The organism is Flavobacterium sp. RSSA_27, assembly GCF_051547125.1.
Classification (GTDB): Bacteria; Bacteroidota; Bacteroidia; order Flavobacteriales; family Flavobacteriaceae; genus Flavobacterium.
In genome coordinates this window covers 258,911-270,715 of sequence record NZ_JBPTTN010000005.1, presented here as the reverse complement: position 1 = coordinate 270,715, position 11,805 = coordinate 258,911, and the positions used below count along the sequence as shown (strand labels likewise).

Below are 11,805 nucleotides of genomic sequence, written 5' to 3'. Positions count from 1 at the left end.
TACGGGAAAAGTTTCAATTCCTGCAATTTAGGCAATAAATGTAAAGTATAGGTGTTTTTTTGCTTAAGATTGTCTATATTTGCACGCAATTCAACTAGAAATTGCACCATGAAAGCACACAATTCCAAGATTATCGGCGAAGGTTTAACTTACGATGATGTATTATTAGTTCCCAATTACTCTAGCGTTTTGCCTCGCGAAGTGAGTATTCAATCCAAATTTTCAAGAAACATAACTTTAAATGTACCTATTGTATCTGCCGCTATGGATACAGTGACTGAAAGCGCTATGGCTATTGCTATGGCTCAAGAAGGTGGTATTGGAGTGTTGCACAAAAATATGACTATTGAGCAGCAAGCCGCCAAAGTAAGAAAAGTGAAAAGAGCGGAATCAGGAATGATTATCGATCCAGTCACGCTGCCTTTAACATCAACAGTTTCAGATGCTAAGATGGCAATGAAAGAATATGGTATTGGTGGTATTCCAATTGTTGATGAAAACAAAATATTGAAAGGAATTGTTACCAATAGAGACTTGCGTTTTGAGAAAAATAGTTCAAGGGCTATTGTTGAAGTAATGACTAAAGACAATTTGATTACAGTTGCAGAAGGAACTTCTTTAGAACAAGCTGAGGTAGTTTTGCAAGGACATAAAATCGAAAAGTTACCTGTTGTAAATGATAAATACGAGTTGGTTGGTTTGATTACTTTTAGAGATATTACTAAATTGACTCAAAAACCAATTGCTAATAAAGATATTTATGGTCGTTTGCGTGTAGCTGCAGCTATTGGCGTTACTGGAGATGCAGTGCAAAGAGCCGAAGCTTTAGTTCACGCAGGAGTAGACGCTATTATTATCGATACAGCTCACGGTCATACCCAAGGTGTAGTTAATGTTTTAAAAGAAGTAAAATCTAAATTCCCTCAGATTGATGTAATTGTGGGAAATATTGCTACACCAGAAGCCGCACAATACTTGGTTGAAAGTGGAGCTGATGGCGTAAAAGTAGGAATTGGACCAGGTTCTATTTGTACTACAAGAGTTGTTGCCGGAGTTGGTTTTCCTCAATTTTCTGCTGTTCTCGAAGTTGCTGCGGCTATCAAAGGTTCTGGTGTTCCTGTTATTGCAGATGGAGGAATTCGTTATACAGGAGATATTCCTAAAGCCATTGCAGCTGGAGCGGATTGTGTGATGCTAGGTTCATTGTTGGCAGGTACTAAAGAATCACCAGGTGAGACTATTATTTTTGAAGGAAGAAAATTCAAGTCTTATAGAGGAATGGGTTCTGTTGAAGCCATGCAAGAAGGATCGAAAGATCGTTATTTCCAAGACGTAGAAGACGATGTGAAGAAATTGGTACCCGAAGGAATTGTTGGACGTGTACCTTACAAAGGAGAGTTGAACGAAAGTATGCAACAATTTATTGGTGGACTTCGTGCCGGTATGGGGTATTGCGGTGCAAAAGACATTCCAACTCTTAAAGAAACCGGTCGTTTTGTTAGAATCACAGCTAGTGGAATTAACGAAAGCCATCCACACAATGTAACGATTACTAAAGAAGCTCCTAATTATTCTAGGTAGTTCTAATTTTATCAATAAATTTTAAAAAGTGCAAAGTTTCGATTTTGCACTTTTTTTATGGTCTCAAATTTCAGTTAAAACTATATGCTTTAGTGCATTTTCCTTTCAGTTTCTAAAAATGATAACCGCAAATTCACAAATTATGGTCTGTATTTAAGTTTGTAATTTGCGAATTTGCGGTTTTTTATGTTTTCAAACGTGCGACTTAAGATTGCTAACCAATAAGTTCATAGTTGTTTATTCATGCACCAAATCCGCGAGTAGTTTTTTATCGCCTACAATCCAGAGTATATCATCTTTTTCTAGTAAGACGTTCGATTCGGGATTCATAAACCGCTGTCCTCTTTTTTCTATTCCCACTACCAGTCCATTTGTTTTTTCTCGAAGTTTAGATTCCTTGATACTTTTACCAATAAAAGCATGATTTTTCAATTCGATTTGTCTCAAGACAATATCGGGTTCTCTTACTTCTGGAGTGGCTTCAATTTCGTGTTGATCCAAATATTTTTTGAATTCTTGTACTTGGGCATCAGTTCCAATTACAAATACTTCATCTCCAGGAAAAATACGCTCATTGGCGTCGGGAATATGAATGGTAATTTCTCCTCTTTTGATCGAAGCAATATTGATTCCGAGTTGTTCCCTTAGTTGCAATTTTTTTAAAGTCTCACCAGCAATATTCGATTCGGCTGCAATATCAAAAACGGCCATGTGGCCATCCCAAGGCGATAAATCACTGCGGCTTCTTTTGGCTTTTGTGATTTCTCTGTCATTTAAATTGGATAAAAAATGATTCTCTATTTTGTGGTATTGCTTGTTTAATTTTGACTGAAATGAAAAATAAAGCACAATAGCAACAACAAAAACTCCAAATGCTGTTTTGGGTGAAAAGAAAATATTCAATAAAAAACCTATGTAAACTACCGCTATTAGAATGCGAAACAGAAATAACATCGCCATCGGACCTCTAGATTTTCTATCTTCCAACAAAATGTTTACTTCTTCTACAGCTACTCTTCTCAAAGATAAAGCCCAAAGAAAAGGTGAGAGAAAAACCAGAGTAATCAACGCACCCAAACCTGAGCCAAAGGAATACACTTTGACGATAGGAAGTATGAATCTTGACGAAAGAATAATTACAGCAACAATGATTATCGAATGAATAATTACTTGCATTAAATAAGCATTCAATACTTTTTTCCAATAACTTACTGTTTTAATCGCTTGAGTACTGGCACTATAACGTTCGATTTTTTTCAGCCATTTCCTTGGCAGTTTTCGACTCAATAAGTCTGAAAATGGTCCTGATAGTTTTATCATATAGGGTGTGCTGAAGGTCGTTACTGCTGATACCGCGACCACTATTGGATACAAAAAGGAACTAGTTACTTGCAGGGTAATGCCTAAAGTAGCGATGATAAAAGAAAACTCCCCAATTTGCGACAAACTCATTCCTGTTTGTACTGATTCTTTGAGTGGTTGTCCGGATAAAAGCGATCCAATGGTTGAGCTAACGGATTGTCCAAGGATGGTTACTAAGGACAAAATCAAAACCGGAAGGGCATGTTCTGTCAAAGCCTGAGGATCGATAAGCATTCCAACGGATACAAAAAATACGGCTCCAAAGAGATCTTTTACAGGTTTTACCAAGTGTTCAATGTGTTCTGCCTGAGTGGTTTCGGCAATGATAGAACCCATGATAAAAGCTCCCAAGGCAGGGGAGAAACCAACTTTAGCTGCCAAAATTACCATTAACAAACAAAGCGCAATAGATATGATAAGCAACATTTCGTCGGTTAATAAATGCTTGGCTTTTTTCAAAACCGTTGGAATGATAAAAATCCCACTCAAAAACCAAAGCACTAAAAAGAAGACCAATTTTAAAATCGATTGAAGCAACTCACTACCGGAAAAGTTTTCACTTACTGCTATCGTGGACAACAGCACCATCATCAAGATGGCTATAATGTCCTGCACAATTAAGGAGCCAATAACGTTTCCAGCAAAACGTTGTGCTTTAACCCCGAGCTCTTCAAAACTTTTTAAAATAATTGTGGTCGAAGAAATGGATAAAATAACCCCAAGAAAAATACTATCCATAGACGACCAATCGAGTAATTGTCCTGCAGTAAAGCCCAAAAAGACCATCATGCCAATTTGGGTAATTGCTGTAATTGATGCGGTTCCTCCTACTTTAATCAGTTTTTTGAAACTAAATTCCAAACCCAAACTGAAAAGCAAAAAAATAACACCAATCTCTGCCCATACTTCAACACTTTTAGTGTCGCGAATAGTTGGAAAAAAACTAAAATTATTTCCAGCCAAAAAACCTGCAATCAAATAACCCAAAACTAAAGGCTGCTTGAGTTTCTTAAATAATAGTACCGCAATTCCTGCGGTCATGAGTATTAAGCCCAAATCAATTATTAAGGGTTCAAGATGGGTTGATGCTTCTGCAACTGCACTCATTATTATTGGTTTTGAATAGTATACAATCTCGATTTTGGCTAATTTACAAAAATCGTTTTTCAAATCCTGTTTTTGAGCTAAAACTAAGCGCTAAAAACCAAAAAAAGCTATCGGTTAGGATAGCTTTTTTTGGTAAATATTTTTTGGTCGATTAAATCCCAATAAAATTACTTGGTGTGATTTGAAGTAATTCTGCTTTTATGGCATCAGAAACTTCAAGCGTAGCTATAAATGCATGCATAGAATCTTTAGTAATCGCCTCGTTGGTTCTTGTCAATCCTTTGAGTGCTTCGTAAGGATTTGGATAAGCTTCGCGACGCAAAATCGTTTGAATAGCTTCTGCAACTACCGCCCAATTGTTTTCTAAGTCTTCGTGGAATTTACTTTCGTTCAATAGCAATTTGTTCAATCCTTTCAAAGTTGCTTCAAAGGCAATAAGTGTATGTCCCATGGGCACTCCAATGTTTCTCAAAACTGTACTGTCGGTCAAATCGCGTTGTAGTCTTGAAATCGGTAATTTGGCAGACAAATGCTCAAAAATTGCATTGGCAATACCTAAATTTCCTTCTGAGTTTTCAAAATCAATAGGGTTTACTTTATGTGGCATAGCCGATGAACCAATTTCGCCCGCTTTGATTTTTTGTTTGAAATACTCCATCGAAACATACGTCCAAATATCACGGTCCAAATCGATGATGATGGTGTTGATTCTTTTTAAAGCATCGAAAAATGCAGCAAAATGGTCGTAATGTTCAATTTGAGTCGTTGGGAAAGAATGGTGCAATCCCAAAATATCTTCTACGAATTTTTTACCAAATTGTCTCCAGTCAATTTGTGGATAGGCAACGTGGTGTGCATTATAATTTCCAGTAGCACCACCAAATTTAGCCGCAAAAGGAATATTGAACAACAAACGCATTTGCTCTTCCAAACGCTCAACGAAAACCCCAAGTTCTTTTCCTAAACGAGTAGGAGAGGCGGGCTGTCCGTGCGTACGAGCCAACATAGGAACGTGTGCCCATTCTTGACTTAACTCTTTCAATTTGGCAATTAAAGTAATCAACGAGGGCATATATACTTTTTCAAACGCTTCTTTTGTAGAAAGCGGAATAGCCGTGTTGTTGATGTCTTGAGACGTTAATCCAAAATGAATAAATTCTTTGTGAGCTGAAAGACCTAATTTTTCAAAAGCGTCTTTTATAAAATATTCTACCGCTTTTACGTCGTGATTGGTCACTTTTTCAGTTTCCTTAATCCAAAGCGCATCTTCGGTACTAAAGTTTTTGTAGATGTTGCGTAAACTCTCAAATACATTTGGGTTTATTCCAGTCAATTGTGGTAAAGGTTGTTCGCATAAAGCAATGAAATACTCGATTTCAACCAAAACACGGTATTTAATCAACGCTTCTTCTGAGAAAAAAGGTGCTAAGGCAATTGTTTTATTTCTGTATCTTCCATCAATAGGAGAAATGGCATTTAATTCGTTTAAAATAGTCATTGTTGTGTTTTTTGTTCGAAAGGCACAAAAATAAGCATTAGAGTTCAGTATTCAGTTTGCAGGGCTTAGTTTTTTTTCTCTAATTCCAATAACTTTTGTTGCAACACAAGAATTCCTTCAGTAGCCTTCATAGCGATGCAAGTTAGCGGATTTCTCCTATTCGAAATCGAGGTCGCTTTGGGGTCAATATAAAAAATAGGAACATTTTTTGGCGCAAAATCCGTCAGTCCTGCCGCAGGATACACTTGCAACGAAGTCCCAATAATGGCGATATAATCCGCTTGTTCCACCCAATCAATCGCGGCTTCTAGCGCCGGTACTGCTTCGCCAAACCATACGATATGCGGGCGCAGTTGATTGCCGTTGAAGTCACAATCGCCAAGTAGCAAGTCGCCAGACCAATCCAAAACAAAGGACGCATCTCCTGTGCTTCGTACTTTTAGCAACTCACCGTGCAAGTGTAAAATGTTTTGACTACCCGCGCGTTCATGCAAATCATCCACGTTTTGTGTAACAATTTGAACCTCGAAATCCTGCTCTAAGTCCGCTAAAATCTGATGCGCCAAATTAGGAGCTACTTCGTGTAATTGTCTTCTTCTTTGGTTGTAAAAATCCAAGACCAAAGCAGGGTTTTTTGCCCACCCTTCAGGTGATGCCACTTCCATAACATCGTGTCCTTCCCACAATCCGTCGCTGTCTCTAAAGGTTTTGATGCCGCTTTCAGCGCTTATTCCGGCTCCTGTTAATACCACTAACTTCTTTTTCATATGTTGATATTTATTGTTTTTTATCGGTCATATGTAATTCGCATATCATCATTGGTTTTTACGACCAATTTTCGGTCATGCTCATTTCATATATGTAAATTTTGTTTTTTATAGGTCATATATGGTATGCTTCGCCAATTCGCTTCTCTCGAGTCGCCTTTTCTTATTGGTGTTTGTTTGCAACAAACCTGTTGTTAATGGCGATTTCATGGGGCTATTGTTACAATTAAACTTCCTTTTTCTTTCCTTGGGTGCGCCAAAGTAGTACTCAAATTAAATCATTTTTTCATTCAATTCCCAATTGTTATCGGGATAAATTCCAAATGCTAAATCCCAAATTCCATTCCGATAGCTATCGTGATAAATTCCAACTGCAAAATCCCAAATTCCAATCCGATAACTATCGTTATAAATTCCAAATGCTAAATCCCAAATTCCAATCCGATAGCTATCGTGATAAATTCCAAATGCTAAATCCCAACTGCTAAATCCCAAATTCCAATCCCATAACTATCGTGATAATTTCCAAATGCTATATATCAGAGAGCGTACTACTTGTGGGATATTAAAAATACTCCCTCTGAAACTTTCGTCAAATAGTATCATTCTTTGCAAACAACACCCCGCAACAATTCTCTAACTAACCGACTAAAAAAGGAAATACACATCGATCACAATTAATGTCCTAATAAAAAAATATTTAATAAAAAATTAACACCCTAACATGATATAAATCAGGTCTTAAGACTACAGTATGCAATAAATTTGTAGCTGTTTTAAAAAATGAAAAATAAAGCCTGCCTTACTTTCTATTTGTTTGCAAATTTACTGGTAGTAATAGTCTTCTTTAGTTTGAAGCCATACATTCGACAAACTATTTTTTGGATGACAGATAAATGGCTTTAATTTAGGATAAATGGGGCTAGTTGTTAAGACTTATAAAATTAGTTTGGTGCAAGCAAAAAAACAAAACTAAATTTAATTGAATATGGATAATATTAAAAGAGTGTTCTTAGGTTTACCAAAGTCGTTAGCTAATTCGGTATTATGGGTTTCAAGACAATATAGAACAAACGCTTTGTCACACGCACCTGGTGGAAGTGATGTAGTGGTTGAATATCATAAAGGTAATGTTTATGGTTACGATTGGATTAAATTTCCATCAAGGTATGTAAGTGCAATATGGAATAAAGGCATTTCGAAAATACATGTTGACTATGAAGATTGGGATGAAGATGAACAAGTTGAAGAAATCAAGAAAGAAATAAAAAGTATTTATGCTAGAAAGTACAATAAAGAAAACTTTGAAACAGTTCCTTTCGAAGAAATTTGGAATTCGATGACCTCCGATGAATTACCATGGAAATTGCTAGAAAAGTATGATAATAATTTTAGTTATGGGCAAGCTTAACGACAGACAGACAATGAAAAAAATCACAATTCTATTTTTGACAATTTTGTCATTGTACTCTTGCCAATTAGGTGACGAGCAACAAATCGTGACAATTGAAAATAAATATTCAGTAGTCATACCTTCATTTTTGACGAAAACAAGCAGACTAAATGATGATGCTTCATTGCAATATCAACACGCTTGGAAAGAATTTTATGTAATAGTTATTGACGAATCAAAAGCTGAATTTCAAAAAGCTTTGGACGACAATAATCTCACCGAAACTTATACTAACGACATTAAAGGTTATTCAGGTCTACTTATAAACGGAATTGAAATGGCCATATCTGTATCTCATAAGTCTGAAATTATTGACACTACAATTAATAATATGCCTGCAAAACTTATAACAATAAGGGGACGAGCTGAAGGTATTGATGCTTATTATTCATTAGCATATATTCAAGGTAAGGAAAGGTATTATCAAATTATGGCTTGGACTTTACAGAACAAAGAATACGAATATAAGGACAAGATGAACCGAATAATTTATTCATTCAAAGAACTTTAAAAAATAAACATAAAATGTTAGATAACACTTGGAATAATATACTCGATTGGTTTCGTGACAGAAGCGAAAGAGCAAAACTGTTACGCAGTTTTAATGAATCCGCAAGGGCATCATTTGTTGCAGGAATCGCACCTACATTATTGAAATCAAGTATTTCAAAAGGAGAAAGTTCATATAAACATCAATTTTCTAATTGGCTAAATACTGGATTTAGAATTCAAGCTTTTACTGGCAGGGCTTTGACAAAAGACGAATTAATTCATGTAGGAAAAGTTATTCTTGACGATGATGTTTTGGTTCGCAGACTAATTGTTCTCGGGTGGGACACTTTAGAAATACACGGTGATGCCGGAATATACGGTTGCAGATGGCAATTAAAAGATTATATACCACTTCCTAATTTCAACAAAAATGAATGATACATTAATAAAAGATAGCATCAAAGTAGCTGGACAAGCTATCTCAAAAACAGCAGAAACTGGAGAACAAACAAATTGGTGGATGTGGTTAGCAATAGCCGAAATTGGAATTATTGCTTTTTTTATCTTAAAGGAACAACTGAAACTAAAAGACACAGAAAAACAACGTTTCAAGAATGAATCATTAAAGCAAGACATTGATTTTGGTAATATAATTAACAGTTCTTTCAATTCAATTCAGCTTTATGACGAACTTAAAGTAAAGTGCCATCCAGACCGCTTTCCAACAGACAAGGAAAAGAACACAATAGCAGAAAATATCTTTCAAGAGATTTCTAAAAATAAAAATAATGTCAAGCGTTTACTTGAACTAAAAGAAGAGGCAAAACAAAAATTAAATATTAACTTTTAAATTATTTTATTATGGAACAAGTATTCATTTTATTAATAGCAGTCGGACTTGCAGCTTTAGTAGGTCAATTAGGAAAAAACAGAAAAATTGGCTTTGGTTGGAGCTTTGCACTGTGCATATTTTTATCACCAATAATTGGACTAATTATAACTCTTTGTTCCAAGAAAAATGACTTTGAATTTGTTGATGTAAAGAGAGAAAACGAACAAAACTAACATACTATGAAAACAACAGGAATAGTAATACTTGCACTTGGTTGTCTTTCGACACTAGGCGGAATTTTGGGTGCAATTGTAGGAGGACAACCTAATTTTTCGGGAGTGACATTAATAGTTTTAGGCGCTTTTTTAATAAGTCGTGCTAACAAAAAGAAAGAAGAAGCGGATAGGAAAAGGCAATGGGAACAAGGGAATACAGGTGGCAAATAGAGAAAATCCAGCTCATGGTTGCTTTTTAGCAATTTGGCGAGTTTAGGATATATTAATCCACCACATTGCCAAGACCGAAACCGTTGGGCAACATAATAACTAATGACAAATCATGAAATAGGTTGACTAAATAAGAAATAAAAACGAACTATGGCAAATCCTAAAGACATTTTAGTAATAACAACTTCTTCCGCTGAGGGTTTAAATATTAAAAAACATCTAAAACCAGTTTCTGCTCATATTGTAGCAGGAACCAATTTATTTAGCGATTTTTTAGGAGGATTAACAGATGTATTTGGAGGTCGTTCAAGTTCCTATCAAAAACAGTTATCCTCTCTTTATAATGAAGCAATTGAGAGGATAAAATACAACACATATGAAATTGGTGGGAATTGTGTTATAGGTTTGAATATTGATATGGACGAAATTTCAGGAAAGGGAAAATCAATGTTTATGTTAACTGCTATCGGAACAGCGGTAATTATTGAAAAAGATGAAAAATTAAATTCATTATCAAACACAAATGAAAAGTTTGAAAATGTTGGAGTTGAAAGAATAAACAATTTAAGACAAAGAAAAAATATTATTGAAAGAGCTGAAAAACGAGAGCTACATTATGATGATGAAACTTGGAGTTTTATAACATCAAATCAAGTTCAAGAAGTTTTTTCAGCGCTATTAAGGAGATATACCAACGTAATTGAAAACTTTGATCAAATGCAAGATGCTTATAATGTTTTCAATAAAAATTTCATAAGCTATATTGATGCTCTAGAAGAAAGCAAAAAGGTAAGTTTACTTTATGACAAAATTGAAACCGAAACTAATCATCAAGTTGCTTTATATTTATCTAAAGTAATCAAAGAATTGAACTTATTTGATTATGAAAAAAATATGAGTTTACTTAAAAATGCAGATTTCAAAAAACAAAAAATTGGTTTAAGAATAGCGACCTATGACAAATCATTTTATGACAAAAAAGATATTGAAAGCTTAAATCAGACTAAAGTTTTTATTTCTGAAACTTTTGATGAAAGAGGCGAAATATCAACAAAAAAACAACTTTTATCATCAAAAGAAAGAGAAGTTTGGAATTGTGAATGTGGAAATAAATATGTTGAAATTGGAGAATACTGCGGAAGTTGCAAAAATGATATTTTTGGATTTAAAGAATCAGAAATGAAACCAACCGAAATTGTGGAATACATTGACCAAAAAATTGAACTTATTTATGAGTTTTTAAAATAACGATGCTCTTTCCCAACAATATTCTTAATACAAACTAAATTGCTGCATATGCTGCTCGAACGTCTCTGACTTCGGGCTATTTCAAATTATGTTGCCATCCGTAAATTCGTTAAAAGTCTCACGACTTTTATAACTATTTTTAGAATGACTACCTCTTCAAAAGGTAAAAGAAAACTACAAAAATTACCGTTGGGTTATTTTGTAGTTTTTTGTTTTTATATAATTTGGATTAATTTAGTAACGAACTGATTGTAGCGTGGGGTGTTAATAGAAATACGCCCAAAATTGTGAAAATTCAGAATATAGTATACATCTAAATTTGTTTTTATTACTTTTATAAAAAATTGAAAAATTGAAAAAATGAATGTAATTGAAAGTCATAGTAAAGATATTTTAAATTTATGTAAATCGCATAAAGTGAAATCATTATATGCTTTTGGTTCAGTTTTAACTGATAAATTTAATTCAGAAAGCGACATTGATTTAATCGTTGATTTCCAAGAATTGGATGTTCTTGATTATGGAGATAATTATTATGATTTGAAATTTTCCTTAGAAAACATTTTTAACCGAAGTGTTGATTTACTTGAAGAAAAAGCAATAAAAAATCCTTTTTTTAGAAAAACTATAAATCAAAAAAAACAATTGATTTATGGACAATAATAGTAAAACTTGGCTTTATGATATTTTAAGTTCAATCAATGAAATAGAAAGTTATTATATTGATACTCCAAAAATATTTGAGATTTATCAAAATGACTTAAAGACAAAAAGAGCGGTTGAGCGAAATATTGAAATTATTGGTGAAGCGATGAACCGTATTTTGAAACTTGATAGTGAAATTGTAATTTCAAACTCGAGAAAAATTGTTGATGTTAGAAATAGAATTATTCACGGATATGATTCTGTTTCGGATGATGTAATTTGGGGAATTGTAATTAAAAATTTACCTATTTTACAAAAAGAAGTCGAAGAATTACTTGGTGAATAATAAAGAATAAAGTACTTGAACCGCCGTT

At 34.3% G+C, this 11,805-nt stretch carries 14 protein-coding genes; 10 read left to right on the top strand and 4 right to left on the bottom strand.

The window, feature by feature from the left end; genetic code table 11:
* The first annotated feature begins 108 nt into the window (after positions 1-108).
* Positions 109-1,581, top strand: a complete 1,473-nt coding sequence (gene guaB, locus ACSVH5_RS09090) for an IMP dehydrogenase (RefSeq protein ID WP_438061123.1) — start codon at positions 109-111, stop codon at positions 1,579-1,581.
* Positions 1,582-1,818: 237 nt separating this feature from the next.
* Here guaB and ACSVH5_RS09085 read toward each other — a convergent pair whose 3' ends face one another.
* From ACSVH5_RS09085 to ACSVH5_RS09070, 4 genes are all read right to left on the bottom strand, one after another.
* Positions 1,819-4,050 carry a cation:proton antiporter domain-containing protein gene (locus ACSVH5_RS09085; RefSeq protein ID WP_438061122.1) on the bottom strand — a complete coding sequence of 744 codons (2,232 nt, stop codon included), beginning with the start codon at positions 4,048-4,050 and terminating at the stop codon, positions 1,819-1,821.
* Positions 4,051-4,201: 151 nt separating this feature from the next.
* On the bottom strand, positions 4,202-5,548 hold the full coding sequence (purB, locus tag ACSVH5_RS09080; RefSeq protein WP_438061121.1) for an adenylosuccinate lyase: 1,347 nt from the start codon (positions 5,546-5,548) through the stop codon (positions 4,202-4,204).
* A gap of 65 nt (positions 5,549-5,613) precedes the next feature.
* Entirely contained in the window at positions 5,614-6,315 is a 702-nt protein-coding gene (locus tag ACSVH5_RS09075; protein ID WP_438061120.1) for an SIR2 family NAD-dependent protein deacylase, read from the bottom strand.
* A 273-nt stretch (positions 6,316-6,588) separates the two neighbouring features.
* Positions 6,589-6,810, bottom strand: a complete 222-nt coding sequence (locus ACSVH5_RS09070; RefSeq protein ID WP_438061119.1) for a hypothetical protein — start codon at positions 6,808-6,810, stop codon at positions 6,589-6,591.
* A 493-nt stretch (positions 6,811-7,303) separates the two neighbouring features.
* Here ACSVH5_RS09070 and ACSVH5_RS09065 point away from each other — a divergent pair, with 493 nt between their 5' ends.
* The 9 genes from ACSVH5_RS09065 to ACSVH5_RS09025 all read left to right on the top strand — a co-directional run bounded on the left by ACSVH5_RS09065 (position 7,304) and on the right by ACSVH5_RS09025 (position 11,777).
* A complete protein-coding gene (locus ACSVH5_RS09065; protein WP_438061118.1) occupies positions 7,304-7,726 on the top strand; it encodes a hypothetical protein in 423 nt (140 codons plus the stop codon).
* 13 nt (positions 7,727-7,739) lie between these two features.
* Positions 7,740-8,279, top strand: coding sequence for a hypothetical protein (locus ACSVH5_RS09060; protein ID WP_438061117.1), 540 nt, complete (start codon positions 7,740-7,742; stop codon positions 8,277-8,279).
* A gap of 14 nt (positions 8,280-8,293) precedes the next feature.
* A complete protein-coding gene (locus tag ACSVH5_RS09055; protein ID WP_438061116.1) occupies positions 8,294-8,698 on the top strand; it encodes a hypothetical protein in 405 nt (134 codons plus the stop codon).
* Positions 8,691-9,110, top strand: coding sequence for a molecular chaperone DnaJ (locus tag ACSVH5_RS09050; protein WP_438061115.1), 420 nt, complete (start codon positions 8,691-8,693; stop codon positions 9,108-9,110). The genes ACSVH5_RS09055 and ACSVH5_RS09050 overlap by 8 nt, the downstream gene beginning before the upstream one ends.
* Before the next feature lie 11 nt (positions 9,111-9,121).
* Positions 9,122-9,325 (top strand): hypothetical protein, encoded by a 204-nt coding sequence (locus ACSVH5_RS09045; RefSeq protein WP_438061114.1) that lies wholly within the window; start codon positions 9,122-9,124, stop codon positions 9,323-9,325.
* 6 nt (positions 9,326-9,331) lie between these two features.
* Positions 9,332-9,538, top strand: coding sequence for a hypothetical protein (locus tag ACSVH5_RS09040; RefSeq protein ID WP_438061113.1), 207 nt, complete (start codon positions 9,332-9,334; stop codon positions 9,536-9,538).
* A 150-nt stretch (positions 9,539-9,688) separates the two neighbouring features.
* Positions 9,689-10,786 (top strand): YbjQ family protein, encoded by a 1,098-nt coding sequence (locus ACSVH5_RS09035; RefSeq protein WP_438061112.1) that lies wholly within the window; start codon positions 9,689-9,691, stop codon positions 10,784-10,786.
* 360 nt (positions 10,787-11,146) lie between these two features.
* Positions 11,147-11,449, top strand: coding sequence for a nucleotidyltransferase family protein (locus ACSVH5_RS09030; RefSeq protein ID WP_438061111.1), 303 nt, complete (start codon positions 11,147-11,149; stop codon positions 11,447-11,449).
* Positions 11,439-11,777 (top strand): HepT-like ribonuclease domain-containing protein, encoded by a 339-nt coding sequence (locus ACSVH5_RS09025; RefSeq protein ID WP_438061110.1) that lies wholly within the window; start codon positions 11,439-11,441, stop codon positions 11,775-11,777. The genes ACSVH5_RS09030 and ACSVH5_RS09025 overlap by 11 nt, the downstream gene beginning before the upstream one ends.
* Positions 11,778-11,805: the final 28 nt, after the last annotated feature.

Excerpts from the sequence above, each read along its gene's own strand:
- guaB (WP_438061123.1), top strand. The coding sequence starts at position 109 with ATGAAAGCACACAATTCCAAGATTATCGGCGAAGGTTTAACTTACGAT.
- ACSVH5_RS09085 (WP_438061122.1), bottom strand. The coding sequence starts at position 4,050 with ATGAGTGCAGTTGCAGAAGCATCAACCCATCTTGAACCCTTAATAATT.
- purB (WP_438061121.1), bottom strand. The coding sequence starts at position 5,548 with ATGACTATTTTAAACGAATTAAATGCCATTTCTCCTATTGATGGAAGA.
- ACSVH5_RS09075 (WP_438061120.1), bottom strand. The coding sequence starts at position 6,315 with ATGAAAAAGAAGTTAGTGGTATTAACAGGAGCCGGAATAAGCGCTGAA.
- ACSVH5_RS09065 (WP_438061118.1), top strand. The coding sequence starts at position 7,304 with ATGGATAATATTAAAAGAGTGTTCTTAGGTTTACCAAAGTCGTTAGCT.
- ACSVH5_RS09060 (WP_438061117.1), top strand. The coding sequence starts at position 7,740 with ATGAAAAAAATCACAATTCTATTTTTGACAATTTTGTCATTGTACTCT.
- ACSVH5_RS09055 (WP_438061116.1), top strand. The coding sequence starts at position 8,294 with ATGTTAGATAACACTTGGAATAATATACTCGATTGGTTTCGTGACAGA.
- ACSVH5_RS09050 (WP_438061115.1), top strand. The coding sequence starts at position 8,691 with ATGAATGATACATTAATAAAAGATAGCATCAAAGTAGCTGGACAAGCT.
- ACSVH5_RS09045 (WP_438061114.1), top strand. The coding sequence starts at position 9,122 with ATGGAACAAGTATTCATTTTATTAATAGCAGTCGGACTTGCAGCTTTA.
- ACSVH5_RS09040 (WP_438061113.1), top strand. The coding sequence starts at position 9,332 with ATGAAAACAACAGGAATAGTAATACTTGCACTTGGTTGTCTTTCGACA.
- ACSVH5_RS09035 (WP_438061112.1), top strand. The coding sequence starts at position 9,689 with ATGGCAAATCCTAAAGACATTTTAGTAATAACAACTTCTTCCGCTGAG.
- ACSVH5_RS09030 (WP_438061111.1), top strand. The coding sequence starts at position 11,147 with ATGAATGTAATTGAAAGTCATAGTAAAGATATTTTAAATTTATGTAAA.
- ACSVH5_RS09025 (WP_438061110.1), top strand. The coding sequence starts at position 11,439 with ATGGACAATAATAGTAAAACTTGGCTTTATGATATTTTAAGTTCAATC.